Origin of the sequence: Bartonella sp. B1099 (genome assembly GCF_944801835.1) — a bacterium.
Taxonomy (GTDB): Bacteria; Pseudomonadota; Alphaproteobacteria; order Rhizobiales; family Rhizobiaceae; genus Bartonella.
This window is the reverse complement of the sequence record NZ_CALYLN010000002.1, coordinates 151,045-175,573: the sequence shown is the minus strand read 5'-3', so window position 1 is coordinate 175,573 and position 24,529 is coordinate 151,045. Positions and strand designations below refer to the sequence as shown.

Here is a 24,529-nt window from a genome sequence, read left to right as displayed (position 1 = left end):
TGCATTTAAAAATGTAAATGAAAAGATGTGGGATATGAAAGCGTGATTAGAATTTCTGTGGATGTCATGGGTGGTGATTACGGTCCAGAAGCAGCTATTGCAGGAGCAGCAATTGTCCAAAAATATTTATCAGATGTTTATTTTCTGTTTTATGGGATAGAGGAGGTCGTTCGACCGGTTTTAAAAAAATATCCCCATTTGGATTCTGTATCGCGCTTTTATCCTACAGAAAGCTATACACGCATGGATGAAAAGCCAAGCCAAGCCCTTCGCAATGGACGTGGTAAATCATCAATGTGGTATGCCATTGAAGCGGTAAAAAATGGTGAAGCTGATGCTTGCGTTTCTGCTGGTAATACGGGGGCGCTTATGGCCATGTCTTATTTTTGTTTAAAAATGTTGGCAGAGGCTGAACGTCCTGGTATTGCGGGTATCTGGCCAACCCTTCGCAGGGAGAGTATCGTTTTAGATATTGGAGCAACGATTGGTGCATCTGCTCGTCAATTGGTTGATTTGGCGGTTATGGGAGCGGGGATGTTTCGCGCTTTATATCATACTGAAAAACCAAGTGTTGGACTTTTAAATGTGGGGGTGGAAGAGGTTAAAGGACTTTATGAAATAAAAAAAGCAGGCATGATATTGCGTGAAGTGCAATTAGAAGGATTGGAATATAAAGGATTTGTTGAGGGCAATGACATTGGAAAAGGGACAGTCGATGTTGTTGTAACAGAAGGGTTTTCTGGTAATATTGCTTTAAAAACTGCAGAAGGAACCGCGCGACAGATAGCAGAGATTTTAAATTCTGCCTTGCGCAGTTCTTTTTTAACATCTCTTGGTTATTTTTTATCGCGGGGGGCTTTTCGTACACTGAAAAATAAAATGGATCCCGATAGGGTGAATGGAGGCGTGCTTTTAGGTTTGAATGGTGTTGTCATAAAAAGTCATGGCAGTGCTAATGCTCATGGCTTTGCTTCTGCTATTCGTGTTGGTTATGAAATGGTTAATAATGGACTTTTACAAAAAATAACGGCTGATTTACGGCGGTTTCATGAGAATAAAGATACATTTTTTGATCAGGAAGATGAAGTGGTGATGAGTGGAGAATCCTTATGATGAGCTCTTATAATGGAAATAAAAAGTTTGAAGAAAAGGTGAGAGCTGAATGATTCGATCAATTATATGTGGTGTAGGAAGTGCTTTGCCGAAAAGAAGTTTATCAAATGATGAGATTGCAAAGTTTGTTGAAACGTCAGATTCATGGATTGTTCAACGTACAGGAATACATCAACGTTATATTGCCAATGAAAATGAAACAACGGTTTCTTTAGGCGTTGAAGCTGCGCAAGCAGCTCTTATAAATGCTGGTCTTACAATAAAGGATATTGATTGTATTATTTTAGCAACCTCAACGCCAAATCGTACGTTTCCTGCTTCTGCTGTTGAAATTCAGTATGCTTTGGGAATGAGCCATGGATTTGCTTTTGATATTCAAGCTGTTTGCTCTGGTTTTATTTTTGCTTTAACAACGGGAGATTCTTATTTACGCTGTGGAGCCGCTAAAAGAATTTTAGTGATTGGGTCCGATACATTTTCTCGAATTTTAGATTGGGAAGACCGTACAACATGTGTTTTGTTTGGTGATGGTGCAGGGGCTGCTGTTTTGGAAGCGCAAGAAGTTGAAGGGCAAGATGCTTTTGAGCGTGGTATATTGTCTGCAAAATTGCGTTCTGATGGTGCTTATATCGATAAGTTGTATGTTGATGGTGGACCTTCAACAACACAAACGACAGGTTATTTGCGTATGGAAGGACGAGAAGTTTTTAAATATGCTGTTGGTATGATAACAGATGTGGTTGATGATTGTTTTGCAGCTGCAGGTATGGATTCTTCACAACTCGATTGGTTTGTCCCTCACCAGGCTAATAAGCGCATTATTGAAGCATCTGCTAAAAAGCTGAAAATTTCACCAGATAAAGTTGTGATTACCATTAATCAACATGGTAACACGTCTGCAGCATCAGTTCCATTGGCTTTAACAACAGCTCTTTGCGATGGAAGGATAAAAAAAGGAGATCTTATCATGTTAGAAGCCATGGGAGGTGGATTTACATGGGGAGCAATTCTTGTTCGTTGGTAAATGATGGTTACTTGACCATATTTGAATAAAACGTATAAGTCATTTTGTAATTTTTAATATTTTAATAGGTGGTTATAATGACAAGTAAGACAGTAACGCGTGCAGATTTAGCGAGCGTAGTTTGTAAAAAAGTGGGCTTGTCACATACTGAATCAGCAGCTTTGGTCGAATTGGTTTTGGATGAGATTTGCAACTCACTTGTAAGAGGTGAAGCGGTTAAATTATCTTCTTTTGCAACTTTTCAGGTTCGCAGTAAGAATGAACGTATTGGACGCAATCCAAAAACAGGTGTTGAAGCACCTATTCCGCCGCGACGTGTTGTGACGTTTAAGGCTGCAAATATCCTTAAACAGAGAATTTTAGATTCGCATCGTGCTAGACAGAAAAATGATATCTCATAAATAAATGCTGTAATAATGTTTGGTATTTGTTAAGAAATGTATAAAATAAAGACCTATGCTTTTTTAAAAAAGCTGTTTTTTGACTAATCTTGTTGAGAAATTGAGACGTAATGAATCATTATCAAACCATTTGTCGTGTTTTAGATAAGGTGTTGCAAAATGGATAAAAGCTCTGATGCTTTTCGCACAATTAGCGAAGTAGCCGAATTATTGGAGCTTCCGCAGCATGTCTTAAGATTCTGGGAAACACGTTTTAGGCAGATTAAACCAATGAAACGTGGAGGAGGGAGGCGTTACTATCGTCCAGTCGATGTTGATTTGCTCAATGGTATTAAGCAGTTATTGTACGATCAGGGTTATACGATAAAAGGTGTGCAGCGCCTTTTGAAAGAAAATGGTGTTGCTTTTGTGACTGCATTTGGTAATGGCGATCTTGATGCTATGAATGTTGTCATAGAGAAAAAACATGCAGGACAAACTTTTGAAAATATGAGCAATAAACCTAAGAAATCTTCTTTTGGGCTTTTGAGTTTTATGAGAAATGAGGGAGAAACCTCTGTTGGTTCTGTGAATCTTTACAAAGATAAAACCGATAAAGCATTGTTGCAAGAAATCCTGTTTGAACTCATTGAATGTAAGCGTGTTCTTGATAGAGCACGATAACAATAATGTTTTTTATTTTATATTGTGCTTCTTTTTTTAGAAAAACATGCGTTTTAAAAGTTTTTTATAAATCAGTATTTAGCGTTTAGCGCCGCAAGGTATTTTAAGATATTTAGACGCTTTATAAATGTGGCTCGAGATTTACTATGTTAACGAGCAACTCATATACCTCGTGTGCATAGTTGATTGTTTTTTTAGGAAGAGTTTTTAATCTGGTCAAATATGAAGAGAGAAAAGAATGAACAGCGAATTTTGTCATTCTCCTTTGATTTAGTTTTATAACTCTTAAGGGAAGTTAAAGCGATATCTTATCAATGTAGATTGCGGGATGTTTTTGTAGAGCGCTATTGGGTTGTCATTTACGTCCTTGTTTAAAAGAGATCATTTCTTAAGATTCTCAAGCCCATTTCGCGACAGCCTCCCATGAATGAATACTATAATGTCAAATTCAACTATTTTTACGTTTGTGAAGGAGGAACACACATTTTATCAGCACCCAATATTGCAACAAGCCCTTGGATACTTGAAACGGTTTAAGCATTTTTAGTCTTTTCTAAATTTTTCATTCACACGTGCCTTCTCACTTGTCACGTGCAAACGAATGATTTTGATTGCTGCAGCGTAAACAAATTTAAAGTGAAAGAAATCCTATGATATTTGAGATGTTTTTTAATATCAATGACGTTATATTATCATTATAAATCAAATTATTATATCTTTTTTATGAAATCATATATTAAGAAGAGAATACATCATTATTCGATTAATCTACGTATTTATGATAATCTTATTTTTAGTTTTTTTCTTGATATTGATGCAATTATCGTAATGATCTATCCATGATCACGACGTTATCTTTCTATATCTATAATTTTTGTATTTAAATAACTTACAGCTTTTACATTCAATTTTTTACCAACTTGCCTCGTAAAGTGTGATCACGTAATTTTTTACTGATGATTGGTCATCATGTATGAAACTGAAAAACACAACACTGACAAATCTTTTGATTTTGTACAAAAATTCACGATTTACAGTAAAAAAATTGATGTCTTACCACCTTGTATGATGTTATGCATTTATTACACGCTGTAAATCTGGAGGCGTGGCTTCATTTGAAAGTTGCTTAATTGCATCTTCTACAGATAAAAGGGTTTGATTTGGGCTTCCTAAGCGACGCATATTGACGCTGTTTGTTTCAGCTTCACGTTTGCCACAGACCAAAATGACGGGAACTTTTTGTAAAGAATGTTCTCGTATTTTATAGTTAATTTTTTCATTGCGGAGATCTATCGTTGCTGAAAGCCCAGCAGCTTTAAGTCTTGCCGTTATTTTTTGGGCATATTCATTTGCTTCGGATGTAATTGTTGCGACAACAATTTGTTCAGGAGAAAGCCAAAGAGGCATATGTCCAGCAAAATTTTCGATTAATATACCAAGAAAACGTTCCATTGATCCAAAAATGGCGCGATGGATCATAACAGGCTGGCGTTTTTCTGAATCTTTATCAATATAGAATGCACCAAAACGTTCAGGAAGATTAAAGTCTATTTGTGTTGTTCCACACTGCCATTCACGACCGATAGCATCCTTTAATGTATATTCAAATTTTGGACCATAAAAGGCTCCCTCACCTGGGAGGATACTTGTTTTGATTTGTCCCGCAGATTTTGTTTCAATTGTTTTAAGGACAGACTCCATGATATTTTCTGCATGATCCCATAATGTATCAGATCCAACGCGTTTTTCTGGACGTGTTGAAAGCTTAAGACTAATTTCTTTAAAACCAAAATCCGCATACGTTGATAAAATAAGATCATTAATACTAAGACATTCATCGGCTAATTGTTCATCAGTACAAAAAATATGTGCATCGTCTTGTGTAAAACCACGCACACGCATAAGACCATGCAAAGAGCCTGAAGGCTCATAACGATGAACAAGACCAAATTCAGCAAGCCTAATAGGCAAATCACGATAAGATTTTAAACCATGTTTAAAAATTTGCACATGACCAGGACAATTCATTGGTTTAAGGGCATAAACATTCCCATGGTCTGAATCTTCTGCGGCTGGAATTGCTTTGAACATGTTTTCCTTATACCAGCCCCAATGCCCCGATATTTCCCAAAGTGATCTATCGAGAACTTGTGGTGCATTTACTTCGGCATATTGATGATCATCAAGGCGTCTACGCATATAATTGATCAAATTTTGGAACATTTTCCAGCCTTTTTGGTGCCAAAAAATCATTCCTGGTCCTTCTTCTTGAAAATGAAATAAATCCATTTCACGTCCCAAGCGGCGATGATCACGTTTTTCGGCTTCTTCTAGCATATGGAGATAGGCTTTTAAGTCATTTTCGTTTGCAAATGCTGTTCCATAAATTCTCGTGAGCATTGGATTATTGGCATCGCCACGCCAGTAAGCGCCTGCGACTTTCATTAATTTAAAAGCATTTCCAATTTGCCCTGTAGATTGCATGTGCGGTCCGCGACAAAGATCAAACCACTCCCCTTGATAATAGATTTTTAAATCTTGATTTTCTGGAATGCTCTCAATAAGTTTAACTTTATAAAATTCCTTTTTCTCAGAAAAAACTCTTCTTGCTTTTTCACGAGACCAAATTTCTTTTCTAAAAGGTCTATTGCGTTGGATAATTTCACGCATTTTCTTTTCAATGACGCTGAGATCATCTAGTGTGAAAGGTTGTTGGCGTGCAAAATCATAATAGAACCCATTCTCAATTACAGGACCTATTGTTACTTGCGTTTCAGGAAAAAGTTCTTGCACTGCTTCAGCAAGAACATGGGCGCAATCATGCCTTATGAGTTCAAGAGCACGTGCATCTTCTCGGGTAATAATCTCTATTTGACCAGACTCTGCTAATGGATCTGATAGATCTCGCATGATGCCATCAAGACTATAGGCGACGGCTTTTTTTGCGAGTGATTTAGAAATGGATTCTGCTAATTCCAAGCCTGTCATTTCGGCGGGGTAATTACGTTTTGAACCATCGGGAAAAGAAAGAAAAATAGAGCAAGACATAAAAACACCCCTTTAATCCAATTCCGCCAACGATTGCGGATGGTTTCGTGAAAACTGAGTAAAAAGCTTATAGATTAACTCTTCTATCAATACATATGAAAAAAGAAAAGGATTATTTGGTGTGTTTTTCAGAAATTTTCCAGTAACGCCAAGGTTTATAAAAACAGCAAGAATTTCCGAGTGACGGAGGTACTGGATCAAAGCCATCTGTTCCAAAGGGACCACAACGTATGATACGAAAGAGCCCCATCCATGCACCAGCCCAAAGCCCATGGCGTGCGATCGCTTCATATATATATTCTGAACAAGTTGGGGCATGGCGACACTGATTTCCTATAAGACTCGAAAGTGTTATTTGATAGAAACGTATTAAGAAAATACCCAGTAATCGTCCAGGTGTTTTTTGCCAAGCACCTGTGTAATTTCGAGTCAGTTTTTTTTGTCGAAACTGTGATTTGAGCATTTATTTTCTTCTGTTTTTTTCAATTTGTTGAATACAGTCTATCGTTGCATCAAAGGGTAGTAGTGTTGCAGCATGGCGTACTTTATAGTTTTTAAGGGGCTGTAAGCAAGAAAAATCCTCAAAGGGAGCTTGAGGAGAAGGGCCATCCTGCGTTAGCATTTGGTAGATAACTTTACGTAATACTTTAAGATCTTGTGTTGTTTGTCCGATGATATGAGATGCTAAAAGTGATGCTGAGGCTTGCCCTAACACACATGCGTGTATTTCATGAGCGAAATCTATCACGATATGATCTTCCACTTTTAAATCCACAGTGATTGTTGAGCCGCAAGGATGTGCATATTTTTTTGATGTTGCATCAGGATTATTAAGACGCCCAATTCTGCCTATATGCGCAGCATATTCAAGTATTTTATCACTATAGATATTGTCACTCATGCGCTATTGCCTGAAATTTTGAGAGACGTGATTGTTTAAACTTTTAATTCGCTTATATAAAGATTATACAAAATGAAATAGGTCTATAGCAAATGTTTTGTATAGAGTAAGGTTGGAGTTTTTGAATGCGTAATGTTGTTAAAGAAGGCGCAGAGGATTCTTTTTTATCTGAAGAAAAGCGTCCGAGTTTTGAAGAGGTGGAAGAAGCGATTCGTACATTACTCTTATGGGTAGGGGAAAATCCAAGGAGAGAAGGGCTTTTAGAGACTCCAAAACGTATAGCCAAGGCATATCGCGAGCTTTTTAATGGTTATCGTCAATCAGTTGAAGAAACCTTAGGAACAGTTTTTGAAGAGGTTTCAGGATACAATGAGTCGGTAATCGTAAAAAATATTCCTTTTTATTCGCACTGTGAACATCATATGATTCCGATTATTGGAAAAGCGCACATAGCCTATCTTCCTGATGCAAAAATTGTTGGACTTTCAAAAATTGCGCGTATTGTAGATATTTTTTCTCGTCGTTTACAAACACAAGAAGCGATGACAGCACAAGTGGCTCATGCTTTAGAAATGTACCTGAAACCTCGTGGTGTAGCCGTATTGATCGAGGCTGAGCACATGTGTATGGCTATGAGAGGAATCCAAAAACAGGGATCTACAACAATTACAAAAAAATTTCATGGTTATTATGAAAAAGATCACGCTGCACAAGCTCATTTTATGATGATGGTTCAAAGATCATCGTAAAGCCCATATTTTTAGTAATCTTTATTAAGTTATAAATCATTTGGATAAAATAAATTATAGGAAAGAGAAAATTGGCTTGTACCTTTCTTTATGATTTGTTAAAGGCTGAAAACTAAAGTGTTTTGCTTAACCACGTGCGGTCGTGGCGGAATTGGTAGACGCGCAGCGTTGAGGTCGCTGTGGGGCAACCCGTGGAAGTTCGAGTCTTCTCGACCGCACCATTGACAATTAATTTCTCTGTAATGAGAAGAAGTTATGTAGAGAGAGGTGGTCTATGCAAATTATAGAAAAATATTTCCCATTATAGAAAAATATTTCTTTGTGTGTTATTTTTAGCGTTTTCTTCATAATTGTTCATTTTTTATTCCTTTATCTGTGCATTTAAAACGTTATATTTTTTGTAGGTGGGGTGGAGTTGCAGTGAGAAGTAGAGTGATTCTAAGATATTTAACACTTCTTATTTGTATTTCTTTATTATCAGCATGTAGTGATTCGCGTGCTGTCCTTTGGCATGGGGTGCATGCAACGCCTTCTATGACTGCAGTAGAAAGAGAAGTTGAGGGAAAACCAATTTCTCCAAAAGCCATCGTTTCAGTGTATGTTGCAACAAGTCGTATGATGCAAAATAATTATGCTCTGCCTTATGGCTCAGAGCGATCAAACAAAGTACATTATAATCGCGTTGACGTAGGAATTCCTCAGCAACATGTAAAGGGAGTTGTTGAAATAAATGCTTATAAACCTACGCATGATAAGTATTTTGCAGCAGTCTCATTGCAAAAATATGATAATAAAGAACAGTTTAAACAACAATTAAATGCTGCTTTAGCAAAAAAGCCAAAAGGAAAAAGAGAAATTTTTCTTTTTATCCATGGATATAATAATAATTTTGCAGATGGTACATTTCGTACGGCACAGTTTACGCACGATTATTCTTTAAATGTTGTCGCTGTACATTATTCTTGGCCTTCTGCTGGATCAGTTCCTCTTTATATTTATGACCGTGACAGCGCTAATTTTGCCCGTGATGGATTAATAGAGCTTTTGACACTTATTAGTGAAACCAATGCTGATCAGATTTCAGTTATTGCACATTCTATGGGCAATTTTGTTATAATGGAGGCATTTAGAACTTTAGCTCTACAGGGAAAATATAAGCCTATTCATCGTATTACAAGTTTATTAATGGCTGCACCAGATATTGATATTGATGTATTTGAGCGCCAACTTAATGATATAAAAAAACTTCCACAGCCAACAGCAATTTTAGTATCTAGAGCAGATAAAGCTCTCGCTGTTTCAGGACGTCTTACGGGGGGACATCATCGTGTGGGTGATGGTTCAGACATTGAGATGTTGCGTAAAAATGGAATAGCTGTTCTTGATTTCTCTCATGTGGATGGGGGAGCACATAATGTCTTTGCCTCTTCACCAACATTAATGGCTCTTTCTCGAGAAGGTTCTTTGGCTTCAACAATTATGCAAGGTACGGAATTGTCACCTAGCCAAGCTCTTCTTGCAGATGGTAGTAGTGTGTTAGAAAAAACAACACATCTTATCCTTTATACACCTTTACGTTTTCTCTCTCCACGGATTCCAGGTCGATAGTAAAAAAAGAGGAGTGGGGACTATCGAATAATGTATTGGAGAAATATTTTTTAGCACTTTCTTTAGAATGGCTTTGTAAAATAAAAATAAATAGCGGGATGAGGTGTAAAAAACTGTTATTAGGTGGGGTTGTGATGATTACATGGAAAAGCTATACCAATACACCTACAGTTGTTGATTATTTATCTCATTCCGCAATGAAGTTATTAGAAATTCATGCTATGCTTGTGAAGGTGAGAAAAGGTGATATGGGGGAAAAACCAAATTTATTGCGTCAAATTGATTCTACAAAAAAACAATTAGATGAAATAAGCCATGCTCTTATTTTAGAATATCGCAAACGCCAAGAAAATGAGCGCTTTTTAAAACAAATTTTGCTCTCTATTTCCGATCAACTTTTTTCACTTAATAATGGTTTTAAGGAAACTGGACGTCTTTTCTTTCAAGAAGTTAGAATACTTCAGTCTCAAATGCAATGTTTATATGAGGGGAAGGAAAAGCTGCATTTTTTGAATAGTGAAGAAGCTCTTTGTTCTCCATCAAAAATTGATGAAGTCATTAAACAATTACAAAAAGCGCGAGAAAAGCTTATTGTTGAAAGCCCACATCTTTTTAAAAAAGAATGTTAAAGTGAAAAAAACATTTTCCCTTTAATCGTAAACAGTGCATTTAAATTGCAGTTATTTTTCTCTTTCTTTCGTTTTTACAATATCAGCTCATAGAGTATTCTAAGTGCTATACCAAAGAGAAAAAATATATTAACCATATCGTATGCAGAAGAATATCTGATGATTTTAAAGGAGTGAGAGGCAGAAGAGGCGAATAAATAGTAAGTAAAATAAAATACTTATGTTTAATGTAAGGGAATAGGAAAATATTGATTCTATTATGTTTTTTTTTGCTTCTATTCCTCATTTTTTTGAAGCTTTTTTATAGCTTCAAGAGCTAGTCTTTTACGATCTGCGTTCTTGGTATAAAGAGATGCCATTTGGTCTTCTGTCCAGCCAAAAATTGCCTTGAGTTGTGAGACAGTTGCACCAGAGTTAGCTGCGCGTGTTGCTGCTAATTTTCTCAATCCATGCGCTGATTTTTTGATGCCTGCTGTATTACAAGCGCTTCTAAACAAGTTTCCAAAACTTTCTTTAACGAGCTTCTTACCTTCTTTACCACAAATGAATGTTTCATCTCCAATAGGACCAGCTTCAAGCGTTTTGGCTAGTTCAGGCAAAATCGGAAGAAAAACATCTGTTTGGAATTTACTTTTCTCTGTTTTTAGGTGAATGATGTTATTTGTTACATCTTTCCAACCGATACGAACCGCATCACCACGATGCAACCCCGTATATAAAAGAACATCAATCCAAACGCGTTCATGGGTACCGACAGACCAATGTTGACAATATTTCTCAACATCTTCTTCTGTCCAAACAGCAAATCCATCTTTATTGTGAAGGGCTGGTCTTTTAACGCCTAAAGCTGGATTATTTTCTAAAAGACCTTGGTCAATCGGCCAATTAAAAAGTCCATTAAGGGCTTTCAGAAAATTTTGAGCTGCTGATGGTGTTTCTTTACGGCGTTCAACACCAGCTATAATATGTTTCTTATCAATTGCTTGGTATAGAATATTTCCTATAGTATCGCATACCTTCATAAGAATGAGTTCTCTTTGTCTTTTCGTGCCTTTAGCAAGGCTGTACCAATTGACACTATTAAAATATTGTTTAAGCAGCCATGCGAATGACCCCTCAATTAGTTTGCCGGTTTTAGGTTTTGGAGGGATTATGCCTTGCAATTCGGCAAGTGCACTTTTGTATTTATCAACAAACTCTTGTGTTCCATAGGTTCCGCGGATTCTAATGCGTTTTCCATGACCAATACTATCGGATTTAAGATAGATAAGCAGTTTATTTCTATGAGTTCACACCCTTGTTTTTTTGCTTCTCTTAAAGCGCGTGCAATGGCTGGTTGGGTTATGATAGGTGGGCGGTGTGCCATGTCAGTTCCCCTTAATTTAGGTGCAATTCACCCGTGGTGTGAATCACGAATGGGTTGAAAAATGTTAGGAAAGGGTGGAGATAGAGGTGTTATAGAGCACTTTCGGTTTAAAAAATTGCAAGTTATGTGTTAGATGTGCTTAATTTCATATTTCCAATTTGTTAGTTGTGTAATAGCCGTCGTAATTTCTCCCCTATGACACATGCACACATCAGATTCAAAACAAGTAATAGCAACACGTTTTTTATCTAAAAAAATCTGGTATAATTTTTCTATTGCATGAAGATTATCCTTAAGAGTTGTATTTTGATAATCTTCAAAAAGATGTTCATAATCTTCTCGTGTTTTCAGATTGCGTCTTTTTTCAGAGGCAATTCCAAGTTCAGGCAAGTGTATATATTCAATGCCAATGTTGCTTACAGCTTTCTCTAATTGCCTTTTTGAAAAACCATGTTTTCTACTTATTGGATTTTTACGAACATCACACAAAATTTTAACATTGTTTTCTATGAGGCAATTCAGATAATGGTCTAGTGATTTTCCTTCATAACCAATGGTAAAAAAACAAGGCTTCTCATCTTTGGTATTACACATGTTTAATTTCCTTATATGGGTGGGGGCTAGGGAATATGCGAGAACAAAGCCCCCCAAAAGTTCAGGCGGCTTTAGTTGAGATTCTTTGTATCTCTCGTTCTATTTCTGCTAAAAAGCTTTCAACCGCTTGATTAATCTCTTCAATTTTCTTTTCATCACGGTGGATGCGTTTGATTTTCATACGAAAGAGAGATGAATCGCTCGTAAAACGTGGGTCATAACTGATAAAATCACACCATTTGCGCCCCGTACAAGCCATTTGAAACTGCATTTGTGCAAGATATTCTGGTTTGATTTCGTTATCGATAATGAACCGCATATGATTAGTCGATCTAGGACATTTGATTTCGATTAACCCATCTTCATCAATCAGACCATCAGGGCTAGCCCCCGCCATTTTTATTGTGGGGTGTTGAATAAAGCCGCACCTTGTGACTTCAATATCATAAATGAATGCATATTCTCTCAAGGCATCTTCTTATGTTCAATTCCCCATCTCATATCTACAAGATATTGATTTATAAAGATAATCTATCGTTATTCATATTGAATTAGACCTTCGAATAACGTAAGATTCTCTCATTTCAAATCTCTCTATCTTGAATTAATCAAAACCACTCATTTGCACATAACAAGTGGGATGAGTGTGTGGATTAAATTTGTATAAGAAAGGAGTAAAAATGGTCCTTATGAACCGTCTTAATGCAAGATCTGTCGCAACATTGGGAGCTGGCAAATATAATGATGGTGCCGGCTTGTTACTCCATAAGCGTAAAGATGGAGGTGCTCAATGGATTTATCGTTATACCCTTCACGGGTGGCGCCGCGAAATGGACTTGGGTGCCTTGAGAGATGTCTCTTTAAAACAAGCGCGTGAATTGGCAACGGGGTGGCGTTCTATTCTTCGTGAGGGTCGTGACCCCATTAAAGAACGTGAAAAACAAAAGCGTGAAGCAATAAGCAATCTTCATTATTTAAAAGATATTGCTTTAGATGCTTTTGAAAGTCGTAAAGCTGAATTAAAAAATGATGGTAAAACTGGGGATTGGTTTTTACCATTACGCCTTCATATTCTCCCTAAATTAGGCTGTCTGCCGGTTTCTGAGATTACCAAAACAGAGATACGCAATACACTTGCCCCTATTTGGCATTCAAAAGCTGGAACAGCTAATAGAGCTCTTATTCGTTTCAATCTTTGTCTTAAACACGCGGCTGCATTAGGGTTAGATGTTGATTTACAAGCAACAGAAAAAGCACGCGCGCTCTTAGGTAAACAACGTCATAAAGTCAAAAATTTACCAGCCATGGATTGGAAAGATGTTCCTGCTTTTTATAAAACACTTTGTCAAAAAACAACAATGACACAACTGGCTTTGCGTTTGCTTATTCTGACAGGGGTTCGTACTTTTCCTTTATGTCATATTCATAAAGATCAAGTTGATGGGGATATATGGACTATCCCTGCTGAAAATATGAAAGGTCGACGTGATACGACAACAGAATTTCGCGTGCCTTTATCATCAGAGGCATTGGAAATATTAAAACAAGCGCGCCTGCTTTCTCGCAATGATTTCTTTTTTTCTGCTAGAGGTCGTGGTCCCCTTGCTGATAAGTGTATGTCAAAATATATGAAAAAAATTGGACTTGAAGCCTGCCCCCATGGTTTTCGTTCTAGTTTACGCAATTGGCTTGCTGAAACAACCGATGCCCCCTATGAAGTCGCTGAAACCATTCTAAGTCATACAGTTGGAGGGCAAGTGGAACGTGCTTATCGTCGTACAGATTATTTAGAACAGCGCCGTGTTTATATGGATAAATGGGCGGCTTATGTCACAGGTCAATCTTAAGATATGGGGTGTAATACCCCATTATCTGTGGATAACTTTAGCTCTCTTTTCTCTCATATCGTCTCAATAAGATTCATAAATTATCGCATTAGAAAATATATGATAAAATACTGTTTTCTATAAACTAAATACCTTTCAAATGATGCAAAAATATGGTTAATAAATGCTTATGATTTGTTCTCATTTTTTAATATTTGAAAGGATTTTACTATGATAGAAAATGATATTCTTTTAACAGACCGTGAAAGTGCAAAACTGCTTCATATGAGTGTCTCAACTTTCCGCCGTCATGTGACCAATGGCTCTCTTCCAAAACCTTTAAAATTTGGTTTTTTATCCCGTTGGTTACAATCGGATCTCTTGAATGTAATCGAACAAGCAAAACAGCAACGTCAAAGTGATGCGGCATAAAAAAAACCTTGTCACATAAGGATGGACAAGGCTTTTCATTTTCACACGATGATTATGGATAGCAGAGTCCGTCCTATGATGCAATCATTATAGGATCAAAAAATATGTTTTCTTTTACGAATGCGCAGGGCATTACAAATGCCTTGCATGGGATTTGGTATGGGCGTTATGGACTTGCCCGTTGCCCTGCTCATGATGATCAATTGCCTAGCTTATCTATTACCAATGGAAATGATGGGCGTCTCTTACTCACTTGTTATGCTGGCTGTTCTTTTAGAGAGATCATACAAGCGCTCACAAGAATTGGCTTACTGGGGAAACAAGCCTTTTTTGATAAAGCTTATGATCATACGCTTTCTTTCTCAAAACAGTTTTGTGCTGATTTCAAAGAAACAAAACAGAAAGCAGAAAGAGCAAAAGCGATTTGGCAACAAAGCCAACCGATCAAAAATACTTTAGCAGAAACCTATTTACGCATGCGGGGGATCACGTGTGAGTTGCCTGCTGATTTACGCTTTCACGACAAATGTCCGCACCCATTAGGAATGACACTGCCCGCGTTGGTGGCTCTTGTTAAGGGGGCTGGTTCCTTTGCCATTCATAGGACCTTTTTACAAGCCAATGGCTGCAAAACAGATCAGAAACCAGCAAAAGCCATGTTGGGTTCTGTCATGGGCGGTGCTGTGCATTTAAGTCAAGCCAATCCAAAACATCTGGTTATTTGTGAAGGCATTGAAACGGGGCTGGCGTTGCTGTCTGGGTTGTTATCAGAGCCCGTTAATTTATGGTCGTCTCTTTCCACCAGTGGCATGATGCGTGTGAATTTACCCCCGATAAAAGGGCGTCTGACAATTGCAATGGATGGGGATGATGCGGGTCGTAAAGCGAGTTTTACCCTAGCAAAGCGTGCTTATAGGCAAGGCTTTGAGGTCTTTATCATGCAAGCTCCAAAAGGAACCGATTTCAATGATTTTCTCTATTATTCAAGGTACGTAATATGAAACAAGATAATAAAAATATTTTAGAGAATAATGCCCCCGTCAATGATAACGATAATGCTTGTTTAAAAGCCATTCCTTATGAACAAGCCTTGCAACAAAATGGTTGGGGGGAATTAAAACCGATTGCTACGGCTCTTTTACCCGTCGAACCTTTTAATCCATTACAGCTCCTAATGCCATTCATGGACTACATTTATGACGTTTCAGAGCGTCAACAGGCTCCAATAGATTTTATTGCTGTCTCTGCTTTATGTGGTTTGGCTGCTGTCATTGGCAATGGCGTATAGAGAAAGAAATTAGGACGATTATATTCAGCAGGGATATTTCATTTAGGTATTACTTTTAAAGATGTGTGAATAAATTAATGTAAAAAGCTTTGTTATGAGTAGGCTATTGAGTTAGAAATCTATACCAATCGCTTTGGTTTGCATCTTTTCGTAGAGTTTTTGCATTGCCTTGATATTTTCTCTTCTCGCATCAATGATAGACTTTTCAATGTCCGTTAAACGTGCTTTGTCCAGATTTCCAAGCCTTGCATAATGCGATGCCATTGCTTGACGTGCTTCATCATAAGGCAATCCACCTTTACGATTTTTAGATAAACTATAAGCTTCATTTATCACCTCATATTTCTTAGGATTTTCTACAAACGCTACATGCTTCTTAATAGTATCAATTTCAGTCAATGCTGTTTTAAGACTACTAGTCATAGCCTTGCTGTTAGCATATCTTAGCAAATCATTTTCTACAAGACTACGTTCCGTATCAATAAGTAATGATAAATCACCGCTTTTCCCAATGTTACGAAGATAACTCCATAAATCATTTCGCACACCATGTAGTTTCTTGGTCATCAATGCTTCATTGAGTCTTTTTATATAACCATTTTCGCGAACAAAAATACGTTCTAACTCGTCAAATTCTTTAGAAATGATGGCCTCCTACGATAATATCTTTATCTAACCAATCGGGACCATATTCTTTATCAGCATCTTTAGTAGAAAATCCCATATCACGAATAAATTGTGCTCCATGCCGCTTTTTAAGAAACAAAAGTGTATGTGCTGGAGGTTCAGTCATTGCCAACCATTCCCATGCTGCTTTGCTATCGTTAGCACGGTCAGCCGCTTCTGATTCAGAGAGATAAATACAGTCTTGATCTAACCCGCCTGCTCGTAATTCTTCACGTTCAGCATCTGTCATATAACTTTTGGGTAATTTCTTTTGCATAGGAAATTCCTTTCTGTAATTTGTCTTGAAATATTAATCTAATGGTTAAATCTGATCAATCAAATTTCCTATGAATTTTTCAATTTGTTGTTTGAAATGAAAATAAGATATCTGCTTTTATCTTTAATCATTTTTTATTGAACATGACAAAATTTTACGTTCGTTTACGTGTTTCTTATGATAACAAGATACAGACAATCAAAAACTTGGGATTGTTAGAATATGCTAACAAAAATGGTTTTGTTCCACTCCATATTGAAAGAGAAACTATCAATAGAAGAAAAGAGTGGTGCAAATATAAAGCTTGGTACTTTAATCGAAAGAACAGAGCAGGGGAATTGTTATTGACACCTAAGTTTTCTCACATAGCGGATTTTTCTTTTAATATTTTAGAAAACTTTAAAGCTGCTAATTAGCATAGTTTATAAGATACGCTAATTTATTCAATGAATAAGCTAGGCAATTGATCATCATGGGCTGGACAACGGGCAAGTCCATAACGCCCATACCAAACCCCATGCAAGGCATTTGTGATGCCCCAAGCATTTATATAAGAAGACATTTTTGATCCTATAATGATTGCATCATAGGACGGACTCTGCTATCCATAATCATCGTGTGAAAATGAAAAGCCTTGTCCATCCTTATGTGACAAGGTTTTTTTATGCCGCATCACTTTGACGTTGCTGTTTTGCTTGTTCGATAACATTCAAAAGATCCGATTGTAACCAACGGGATAAAAAACCAAATTTTAAAGGTTTTGGTAAAGAGCCATTGGTCACATGACGGCGGAAAGTTGAGACACTCATATGAAGCAGTTTTGCACTTTCACGGTCTGTTAAAAGAATATCATTTTCTATCATAGTAAAATCCTTTCAAATATTAAAAAATGAGAACAAATCATAAGTATTTATTAACTATATTTTTTCATCATTTGAAAGGTATTTAGTTTATAGAAAACAGTATTTTATTATATAATTTCTAATGTTATAATTTATGAATCTTATTGAGAAAGAATGAGAGAAGGGAGAGATAAAGTTATCCACAGATCATGGGGTTATGCACCCCATATCTTAAGATTGACCCGCAACATATGCCGCCCATGTATCCATATAGACACGGCGCTGTTCTAAATAATCAGTACGACGATAGGCACGCTCTACTTTACCCCCAACCGTATGACTTAGAATGGTTTCAGCAACCTCATAGGGGGCATCGGTTGTTTCAGCAAGCCAATTGCGTAAACTAGAGCGAAAACCATGGGGGCAGGCTTCAAGTTTATTACGTTTCATATATTGAGCCATACATTTCTCAGAGAAGGGACCACGACCGGTTGCAGAAAAGAAAAAATCATTGCGAGAAAGCAGACGCGCTTGTTTTAATATTTCTAATGCCTCTGATGATAAGGGAACACGAAATTCTGTTGTAGCATCCCGCCTTCCTTTCATATTTTCAGCAGGGATAGTCCATATATCTCCCTCAACTTGATCTTTATGAATATGACATAAGGAATTTCTACGAACCCCTGTAAGAATAAGCAAACGCAAAGCTAAATGTGTTAGAGTTGATGCTTCGCAAAGCGTTTTATAAAAAGCCGGCACCTCTTTCCAATTCATGGCTGGTCTATTAGTGACCTTATGGCGTTGTTTTCCTAAGAGAGCTTTTGCTTTTTCTGTTGCTTGTAAATCAACATTCAAGCCTAACGCAGCCGCATGTTTGAGACAAAGATTAAGACGTATCACTGCTGTTCGAGCAGTTCCAGCTTTTGTATGCCAAATAGGGGCAAGCGTATCGCGTATCTCTGTTTGTGTAATTTCTGAAACCGGCAGACAGCCTAATTTAAGGAGAATATGAATTTTTAAAGGTATAAACCAGTTCCCATTCTTACCATCCCCTTTTAATTCAGCTTTACCACTTTCAAAAGCATCTAAAGCAATATCTTTTAAGTAATGGAGATTTCTTATTGCTTCAGCCTGTGTATGAGAAATTCTTAATGACAGTTTTTTTGATCATGTTTTTTAATGCTTGCTCTTTTTATACGAATCTTATTTTGATAAATCATGCAGTTTTCGTCAGAACAGAATAATGCATTGAAGGCTGTGGCCGCATGGTTGAGGGAAGGGCGTTCTCCTCTTTTTCGCCTTTTTGGCTATGCGGGAACGGGTAAGACGACGCTTGCGCGCTATTTTGCAGAGACAGTTGATGGTTCTGTTCAGTTTGCTGCTTTTACGGGCAAGGCGGCGCAGGTTTTGCGTTCTAAAGGTGCAAGCAATGCTTGTACGATTCATTCGCTGATTTATTGTCCGCGTGGAGAAGAGGAAGTTTCCGATGAAATTACGGGAAAAAAGTCTATTGCTCCAACATTTACATTAAATCGAAGAAGTGCGGCTGCACAAGCTAAACTCATTATTGTTGATGAGTGCTCGATGGTCGATGAACAATTGGCGCGTGATTTAATGAGTTTTCGGACGCCAATTCTTGTTCTTGGTGATCCAGGTCAATTGCCTCCTATTTCAGGTGGAGGCTTTTTTTCCAATGGGGAACCAGATTTTCTTCTCTCAGAAATTCATCGACAAGCGCGAGATAATCCGATTATACGTCTTGCTATGGATGTACGTGAAGGACGCGATATTGCTTATGGTGATTATGGAGAAGCGCGCGTTGTGACACGTAAAGAGGTTAATCAACAATTGGTTTTGGATGCGGATCAGGTCTTGGTCGGGATTAATCGTACACGCCACCTTTATAATCAGCGTTTGCGTATGTTAAAGGGATTTACAGCAAATTATCCGCAAGCGGGAGATAAGCTTGTGTGTTTGCGAAATGATCCTCCTAAAGGTTTGTTAAATGGCTCTTTATGGAAGGTGATGACTTCACAGAAAGAGACAGTTAAACCAAGTATTAATCTTCTTGTGAAACCAGAAGAAAGTGAGCGTGGGGTAACAAAGATTAAACTTTTAAAAGCAGCCTTTGAAAATCCTGATCAGGAAATTTCGTGGGCATTAAAAAAGCGATATGATGATTTTGATTATGGGTATGCTTTGACGGTTCATAAAGCGCAAGGTTCTCAATGGAACAATGTCGTTTTGTTTGATGAAAGTTTTGCCTTTCGTGATATGTATGCACGCTGGCTTTATACGGGAATTACCCGCGCAGCAGAGTGTTTAACGATTGTCCGATAGAAAAAATATGTGTATCATCTAAGTTTCAGATGGAAAATGTCTTTTTTCTATCTTGTTACACACTATAGAAAAATGGAAATGGGCATGGCGGTAAAACTTTCGGTTAATCTTAATGCTGTTGCTGTTTTGCGCAATCGACGTAATCTTCCGTGGCCAAGTATCAAGAATATTGGGCATATAGCGCTTGCTGCTGGAGCGACAGGGTTGACGGTTCATCCGCGCCCCGATGAAAGGCATATTCGTTTTGCTGATTTGCCAGATATATACGGTTTAATAAAGAACACTTTTCCTACGGCTGAGTTTAATATTGAAGGTTATCCAAGTGATCAGTTTTTGAATGTTGCTGAAAACTATGCAGACCAGATCACTCTTGTTCCTGATGATCCAGATCAATCAACCTCTGATCATGGATGGAATTTTGCTCAGAATGCAGAATTTTTAGCCCCTATTCTTCAGCATTTAAAAAAAAGAAAGATTCGTGTATCATTGTTTGCTAATCCTTCTATCGATGGTCTTGATATTGCTAAAGCAATAGGGGCTGATCGTGTAGAGTTTTACACCGGACCTTACGGTGGTGCATTTCAGAATAAAATAAAACAAGATCAAGAGCTCTATAAACTTGTTTTAGCGGCAAAAAGAGCGAAAGAGTTGCAGTTAGGTATGAATGCAGGGCATGATCTGACGATTATGAATCTTGCAGCTCTGGTCAAAAATATTCCTTGGCTTGATGAAGTTTCTATTGGCCATGGGCTTATTGCTGATGCGTTAGAGTATGGAATGCATGAGACTGTTCAGCGTTTTCTTCGGTTATTATCATAATCTTTTTCTCTCCATAAAATTGGAAAAGAGACTTTTATAAAGCTCAGTTTATCTTAAAAAATAATTTTATATCTGTTTAAATAAATAGTACTGTTAACACGTGTTATAAATATTCTATTATTTCTTCAAAGGGATAAGATATAGGGGGATAAAAAATAAGATTTTGAAAGTATTTTTCATTATAAGGAAATTTCTAGGACTTTTAATGAATGAGTACACAGAATTTTCTTGAGCTCATTTCATGGAGTTACTTATGAAATGCAGGGGTTTTGATGACTTCATCAGAAATAGATTTAAAATCAGAAAATGCTTTTTATAAATGAGATCCATGCAATACGCGTTGCTGAAACATTGTGAGCAAAAAATAGAGTGATGATATCAACTTATCGCTTTATGAAGGAAAGAGGGGGCACCATAAATCTTAGACTCTTACAAATCTTAGGCTAGGGCTTCTTGAAAAGAGCTCGAGCATAGTGAGATATTTTTAAAAAAAGTGCGTGGGTGAATAACACAAGAGTGTTCCATTTTGGACATTTTGTTTTGTGTGACAGGTGTGGCTATTAGAGAATGTAAAAAGTAAAAGTTGTAAGGTAATGAATATTCTCTGTTATTTAAAAGATATGGCTGTATATATGTTTTTAAAGGCTGTCCTAAAACAATCCTTGTTATTTTGTAATTTTTCTTGCTATCCATATTAATTTGGTTCATGCTAGAAGTTATATGTTGTATCTTAATTTTTAGGCTATAATGTTTTGTTGCGCGATAGAAGAATAAAATCTTAGCACATGTATTTTCTTTAGAAATCTTGTTTTGTGTAAGTATCGCCTTTGTAGGACAGCAGTTGAAGTTTATTTGGGGATTCATATATGTTTTGGGAATGTTTGGGGGCTACAGTTTTTCTATGCAATATGTAAACTTTAAAAGATTATTCAATTGCTGTGTTTTTATAAGCAGCGTTTTTTATCTTTATGAGTGTGTAATGCACTAAAGATAATGTTTCTTATTTAATGAAAATAATCTGAAATCCAGTTTAAATAGAGAAAGAAGGAAGTGTTTTTATGCGTGTTTATTATGATCGTGATGCGGATGTTAATCTCATTAAAGGAAAAAAAGTGGCCATTATTGGTTATGGTTCTCAAGGGCGTGCGCACGCTTTAAACTTGAAAGATTCCGGTGTCCAAAATGTGCAGATAGCTTTGCGTTCAGGGTCGGAAACAGTTAAAAAGGCTAAGGCCGATGGGTTTGAAGTGGTGAGTGTTGCTGAGGCAGCAAAATGGGCAGATCTTATCATGATGGCAACACCAGATGAATTGCAAGCTGATATTTATAAAGAGCATATTCATGGCCATTTACGTGATGGGGCGGCGATTGCTTTTGCTCATGGTTTAAGCATTCATTTTGGCTTGATTGAACCTAAAAAAAACGTTGATATTGTGATGATTGCTCCTAAAGGTCCAGGGCATACAGTTCGTCATGAATACCAACGTGGTTGTGGAGTTCCTTGCTTAATAGCGGTGGCGCAAGATGCTTCAGGGCATGCTCATAGTGTAGCATTATCTTATGCATGTGGACTTGGTGGTGGACGTGCTGGGGTGATTGAAACAACATTTAAAGAAGAGTGTGAAACGGATCTTTTTGGTGAACAAGCGGTTCTGTGTGGTGGTCTTGTTGAACTGATTCGAGCAGGGTATGAAACACTAACACAAGCAGGTTATGCACCAGAAATGGCCTATTTTGAGTGTTTACATGAAGTTAAACTGATTGTTGATCTCATGTATGAAGGGGGCATTGCAAATATGAATTATTCGATTTCTAATACAGCTGAATGGGGTGAATATATGTCTGGTCCACGTGTGATTACGGATGAAACCAGAGCAGAAATGAAGCGTATATTGAAAGATATTCAAACAGGTAAATTTACATCGAATTGGATTCAAGAATATAAGGCAGGTGCGGCTCACTTTAAAAGTATGCGGCGTTTAAATGATAATCATCCTATTGAAGAAGTTGGTAAAAAACTTCGTTCTATGATGCCTTGGATAAAATCTAACGCTTTGGTGGATAAAGAACGTAATTGAAGTCTCCCCAGAGATATTTTATCACGTTTATAATTTTATAGATAAATATCAAAAAAGGGTAACTTGAGTTACCCTTTTTTATATGTTTTCTTGCAACACAAGCTTTATTGTTTAAAGGGCTTTATTTTTTAAGTTTTCGCATAATTTTTTCTTCCAAAAAGAAAATATATAATGCCTAAAAATATAAACCATGCTGGAGTGTATTTTAAAGCTATGGCAGTATCTGCTTCTAATGACAATAAATAAATAATGAATGCAAAGAAAACGAGAAGCGCCCAACACATAATAACACCCCCTGGCATTTTATAGGGAGAGACAGCATGCTGGAGAGGACGGTTGCGACGATAGACGATATAGCTGATCAAAATGATAGACCATACAAATATAAACAACGTTGCGGCAATTGTTGTAACAATTGTAAAAGCAGCTATGAGGGTTTGAGATAACGTTACAACCGCATAACCTAGTAGGATGCATAAACATGAAAAGAATAATGCGTTGGCTGGAACGTGATTACGAGAAAGCTTTCCTAAAAATTTAGGAGCCCCTTTTTGTGTTGCTAGCCCATATACCATACGGCTGGTAGAAAAAATTCCACTATTTGCGGAAGAAGCGGCTGCTGTGAGGACAACAAAGTTCATTAAACCAGCAGCAGTTGGGATACCAATAAGGGAATACATTGTTACAAAAGGGCTTTTATCTGGACTGATTTGATCCCAAGGCGTCACAGACATAATCACAAGAAGAGAGAAAATATAAAAGAATACAATGCGGATTGGTATTGAATTGACAGCTTGCGGTAGGGCTGTTTGAGGCTCTTTTACTTCAGCTGCTGCTGTTCCTGCCAGCTCAATGCCAACAAAAGCAAAAATAACAATTTGAAACCCAGCAAAAAAACCTGTAATCCCTCGCGGGAAAAGGTTTCCTCCATTCCATATATTGCTAAAGGAAGCAATTGTACCGTTTGGAGAGATAAAACCGGTGAAGATCATATAAAATCCCACAACAATTAAAACTAAAATTGCTATGATTTTGATAAAACCAAACCAAAATTCAAGTTCCCCAAAGAGTTTTACGGCGACGAGGTTAAGGATTAAAAAGGACATAAGACCAATGATAACAGGAATCCATGGATTAAGTTCAGGCCACCAAAAGTGTGCATAACTGACAATAGCAATAATTTCAGCAGTTCCAGTAACAATCCAACACAACCAATATGTCCAGCCGATGAAGAATCCAGCACATGGCCCTAGAAGATCGGTCGAGAAGTCAATAAAAGATCGATATTGCGTATTAGAAAGCAATAATTCTCCCATAGCACGCATGACAAAGTATAGAGCACAACCAATAATCGCATAAACGAGGAGGATTGAGGGACCTGCTACACTGATTGTTTTTCCTGATCCCATAAAGAGACCTGTTCCAATCGCTCCACCAAGGGCTATAAGTTGTATGTGGCGGTTATGGAGTCCACGTTGCAATTTCTTCTTAGTTTTTTTCTAAATTTTGTTTGTTCATTTTTGGGAAGTTCCCTTTAGTTATTTTGAAATAAAAATTATCCTAAAAAGATAATACCTTCTATCGGAACACGATATAGCTGATGAGTAAAGAATTTTTTCTATGATTTTATATAAATAAAGAAAAAATTTTATTAATTAATGAAATAATTATTTTATAAAAATTATTGTCATATGAATTTTAGTATAAAATTTTAATTTTTATTATTTATACATGGTAATATTAAATATATAGTATTATTTATTTTGATAAAATAATTTTTTATAAAAATATACTTAAAATATTTTTTAAAATAAAATTATAATTTATTTAAAAATAAAAAATATTTTTATAGTTTTTTGGGGGAG

24 protein-coding genes, 1 tRNA gene and 4 pseudogenes are annotated in these 24,529 nt (G+C 37.0%); 17 read left to right on the top strand and 12 right to left on the bottom strand.

Features of this window, described 5'->3' with window-relative positions; genetic code table 11:
• Nucleotides 1-42 precede the first annotated feature (42 nt).
• From plsX to NNJ73_RS07100, 4 genes are all read left to right on the top strand, one after another.
• A complete protein-coding gene (gene plsX / locus NNJ73_RS07115; RefSeq protein WP_254493467.1) occupies nucleotides 43-1,113 on the top strand; it encodes a phosphate acyltransferase PlsX in 1,071 nt (356 codons plus the stop codon).
• A 49-nt stretch (nucleotides 1,114-1,162) separates the two neighbouring features.
• Complete coding sequence (locus tag NNJ73_RS07110) at nucleotides 1,163-2,137, top strand: beta-ketoacyl-ACP synthase III (protein WP_254493466.1); 975 nt, start codon at nucleotides 1,163-1,165, stop codon at nucleotides 2,135-2,137.
• Between the two features lie 77 nt (nucleotides 2,138-2,214).
• Nucleotides 2,215-2,538 (top strand): integration host factor subunit alpha, encoded by a 324-nt coding sequence (locus NNJ73_RS07105; protein WP_254493465.1) that lies wholly within the window; start codon nucleotides 2,215-2,217, stop codon nucleotides 2,536-2,538.
• A gap of 159 nt (nucleotides 2,539-2,697) precedes the next feature.
• Nucleotides 2,698-3,201 carry a MerR family transcriptional regulator gene (locus NNJ73_RS07100; protein ID WP_254493464.1) on the top strand — a complete coding sequence of 168 codons (504 nt, stop codon included), beginning with the start codon at nucleotides 2,698-2,700 and terminating at the stop codon, nucleotides 3,199-3,201.
• A 1,071-nt stretch (nucleotides 3,202-4,272) separates the two neighbouring features.
• On the opposite strand, the gene thrS is transcribed toward NNJ73_RS07100, so the two are convergent.
• The 3 genes from thrS to NNJ73_RS07085 form a co-directional block, all read right to left on the bottom strand.
• Nucleotides 4,273-6,249 (bottom strand): threonine--tRNA ligase, encoded by a 1,977-nt coding sequence (thrS, locus tag NNJ73_RS07095; RefSeq protein ID WP_254493463.1) that lies wholly within the window; start codon nucleotides 6,247-6,249, stop codon nucleotides 4,273-4,275.
• Between the two features lie 112 nt (nucleotides 6,250-6,361).
• Complete coding sequence (yidD, locus tag NNJ73_RS07090) at nucleotides 6,362-6,712, bottom strand: membrane protein insertion efficiency factor YidD (RefSeq protein WP_254493462.1); 351 nt, start codon at nucleotides 6,710-6,712, stop codon at nucleotides 6,362-6,364.
• Complete coding sequence (locus NNJ73_RS07085) at nucleotides 6,713-7,150, bottom strand: iron-sulfur cluster assembly scaffold protein (RefSeq protein ID WP_254493461.1); 438 nt, start codon at nucleotides 7,148-7,150, stop codon at nucleotides 6,713-6,715.
• 125 nt (nucleotides 7,151-7,275) lie between these two features.
• Here NNJ73_RS07085 and folE point away from each other — a divergent pair, with 125 nt between their 5' ends.
• From folE to NNJ73_RS07065, 4 genes are all read left to right on the top strand, one after another.
• Nucleotides 7,276-7,899 (top strand): GTP cyclohydrolase I FolE, encoded by a 624-nt coding sequence (gene folE, locus NNJ73_RS07080; protein WP_254493460.1) that lies wholly within the window; start codon nucleotides 7,276-7,278, stop codon nucleotides 7,897-7,899.
• Nucleotides 7,900-8,035: 136 nt separating this feature from the next.
• Nucleotides 8,036-8,120 (top strand) — tRNA-Leu (locus NNJ73_RS07075).
• A gap of 199 nt (nucleotides 8,121-8,319) precedes the next feature.
• A complete protein-coding gene (locus NNJ73_RS07070; RefSeq protein ID WP_254493459.1) occupies nucleotides 8,320-9,507 on the top strand; it encodes an alpha/beta hydrolase in 1,188 nt (395 codons plus the stop codon).
• A 134-nt stretch (nucleotides 9,508-9,641) separates the two neighbouring features.
• Nucleotides 9,642-10,136 (top strand): hypothetical protein, encoded by a 495-nt coding sequence (locus tag NNJ73_RS07065; RefSeq protein ID WP_254493458.1) that lies wholly within the window; start codon nucleotides 9,642-9,644, stop codon nucleotides 10,134-10,136.
• 275 nt (nucleotides 10,137-10,411) lie between these two features.
• On the opposite strand, the pseudogene NNJ73_RS07060 reads toward NNJ73_RS07065, so the two are convergent.
• Nucleotides 10,412-11,383, bottom strand: a pseudogene (locus NNJ73_RS07060) (tyrosine-type recombinase/integrase); the annotation flags it as partial.
• On the opposite strand from NNJ73_RS07060, the gene NNJ73_RS07055 reads away from it, so the two are divergent.
• Nucleotides 11,375-11,560 (top strand): hypothetical protein, encoded by a 186-nt coding sequence (locus NNJ73_RS07055; protein ID WP_254493703.1) that lies wholly within the window; start codon nucleotides 11,375-11,377, stop codon nucleotides 11,558-11,560. The pseudogene NNJ73_RS07060 and the gene NNJ73_RS07055 sit on opposite strands and share 9 nt — an antisense overlap.
• 71 nt (nucleotides 11,561-11,631) lie before the next feature.
• Here NNJ73_RS07055 and NNJ73_RS07050 read toward each other — a convergent pair whose 3' ends face one another.
• On the bottom strand, nucleotides 11,632-12,096 hold the full coding sequence (locus tag NNJ73_RS07050; protein ID WP_254493043.1) for a DUF488 family protein: 465 nt from the start codon (nucleotides 12,094-12,096) through the stop codon (nucleotides 11,632-11,634).
• Between the two features lie 61 nt (nucleotides 12,097-12,157).
• Nucleotides 12,158-12,600 (bottom strand): annotated as a pseudogene (locus NNJ73_RS07045) (lambda exonuclease family protein); the annotation flags it as partial.
• A gap of 176 nt (nucleotides 12,601-12,776) precedes the next feature.
• Here NNJ73_RS07045 and NNJ73_RS07040 point away from each other — a divergent pair.
• The 4 genes and pseudogenes from NNJ73_RS07040 to NNJ73_RS07025 form a co-directional block, all read left to right on the top strand.
• The gene (locus tag NNJ73_RS07040; RefSeq protein ID WP_254493457.1) at nucleotides 12,777-13,943 is read left to right on the top strand and encodes a site-specific integrase; all 1,167 of its coding nucleotides are present in this window, start codon (nucleotides 12,777-12,779) and stop codon (nucleotides 13,941-13,943) included.
• A 210-nt stretch (nucleotides 13,944-14,153) separates the two neighbouring features.
• The gene (locus NNJ73_RS07035) at nucleotides 14,154-14,354 is read left to right on the top strand and encodes an AlpA family transcriptional regulator (protein WP_015856732.1); all 201 of its coding nucleotides are present in this window, start codon (nucleotides 14,154-14,156) and stop codon (nucleotides 14,352-14,354) included.
• 104 nt (nucleotides 14,355-14,458) lie between these two features.
• Complete coding sequence (locus tag NNJ73_RS07030) at nucleotides 14,459-15,355, top strand: toprim domain-containing protein (protein ID WP_254493456.1); 897 nt, start codon at nucleotides 14,459-14,461, stop codon at nucleotides 15,353-15,355.
• Nucleotides 15,352-15,639, top strand: a pseudogene (locus NNJ73_RS07025) (DUF3987 domain-containing protein); the annotation flags it as partial. The gene NNJ73_RS07030 and the pseudogene NNJ73_RS07025, both read left to right, overlap by 4 nt.
• A gap of 114 nt (nucleotides 15,640-15,753) precedes the next feature.
• Here NNJ73_RS07025 and NNJ73_RS07020 read toward each other — a convergent pair.
• Together NNJ73_RS07020 and NNJ73_RS07015 are read right to left on the bottom strand one after the other, a co-directional pair.
• Nucleotides 15,754-16,209, bottom strand: a complete 456-nt coding sequence (locus NNJ73_RS07020; protein WP_254493455.1) for a hypothetical protein — start codon at nucleotides 16,207-16,209, stop codon at nucleotides 15,754-15,756.
• A gap of 70 nt (nucleotides 16,210-16,279) precedes the next feature.
• Nucleotides 16,280-16,585, bottom strand: coding sequence for a hypothetical protein (locus NNJ73_RS07015; RefSeq protein ID WP_254493454.1), 306 nt, complete (start codon nucleotides 16,583-16,585; stop codon nucleotides 16,280-16,282).
• Nucleotides 16,586-16,728: 143 nt separating this feature from the next.
• Between NNJ73_RS07015 and NNJ73_RS07010 the strand changes: the two genes are divergently transcribed.
• On the top strand, nucleotides 16,729-17,001 hold the full coding sequence (locus tag NNJ73_RS07010) for a hypothetical protein (RefSeq protein WP_254493453.1): 273 nt from the start codon (nucleotides 16,729-16,731) through the stop codon (nucleotides 16,999-17,001).
• A 23-nt stretch (nucleotides 17,002-17,024) separates the two neighbouring features.
• Here NNJ73_RS07010 and NNJ73_RS10030 read toward each other — a convergent pair whose 3' ends face one another.
• From NNJ73_RS10030 to NNJ73_RS07000, 3 genes and pseudogenes are all read right to left on the bottom strand, one after another.
• Complete coding sequence (locus NNJ73_RS10030) at nucleotides 17,025-17,147, bottom strand: hypothetical protein (RefSeq protein WP_256478072.1); 123 nt, start codon at nucleotides 17,145-17,147, stop codon at nucleotides 17,025-17,027.
• 100 nt (nucleotides 17,148-17,247) lie between these two features.
• Nucleotides 17,248-17,448, bottom strand: a complete 201-nt coding sequence (locus NNJ73_RS07005) for an AlpA family transcriptional regulator (RefSeq protein WP_015856732.1) — start codon at nucleotides 17,446-17,448, stop codon at nucleotides 17,248-17,250.
• Nucleotides 17,449-17,658: 210 nt separating this feature from the next.
• Nucleotides 17,659-18,555 (bottom strand): annotated as a pseudogene (locus tag NNJ73_RS07000) (tyrosine-type recombinase/integrase); the annotation flags it as partial.
• A gap of 90 nt (nucleotides 18,556-18,645) precedes the next feature.
• Between NNJ73_RS07000 and NNJ73_RS06995 the strand changes: the two are divergent.
• From NNJ73_RS06995 to ilvC, 3 genes are all read left to right on the top strand, one after another.
• The gene (locus NNJ73_RS06995) at nucleotides 18,646-19,767 is read left to right on the top strand and encodes an ATP-dependent RecD-like DNA helicase (protein WP_254493452.1); all 1,122 of its coding nucleotides are present in this window, start codon (nucleotides 18,646-18,648) and stop codon (nucleotides 19,765-19,767) included.
• Nucleotides 19,768-19,851: 84 nt separating this feature from the next.
• Nucleotides 19,852-20,586, top strand: a complete 735-nt coding sequence (locus NNJ73_RS06990) for a pyridoxine 5'-phosphate synthase (RefSeq protein WP_254493451.1) — start codon at nucleotides 19,852-19,854, stop codon at nucleotides 20,584-20,586.
• Nucleotides 20,587-21,644: 1,058 nt separating this feature from the next.
• Nucleotides 21,645-22,664 (top strand): ketol-acid reductoisomerase, encoded by a 1,020-nt coding sequence (ilvC, locus tag NNJ73_RS06985; RefSeq protein ID WP_254493450.1) that lies wholly within the window; start codon nucleotides 21,645-21,647, stop codon nucleotides 22,662-22,664.
• A gap of 128 nt (nucleotides 22,665-22,792) precedes the next feature.
• Here the strand turns inward: ilvC and NNJ73_RS06980 are convergent, their stop codons facing one another.
• On the bottom strand, nucleotides 22,793-24,145 hold the full coding sequence (locus tag NNJ73_RS06980; RefSeq protein ID WP_254493449.1) for an amino acid permease: 1,353 nt from the start codon (nucleotides 24,143-24,145) through the stop codon (nucleotides 22,793-22,795).
• Between the last annotated feature and the right edge of the window lie 384 nt (nucleotides 24,146-24,529).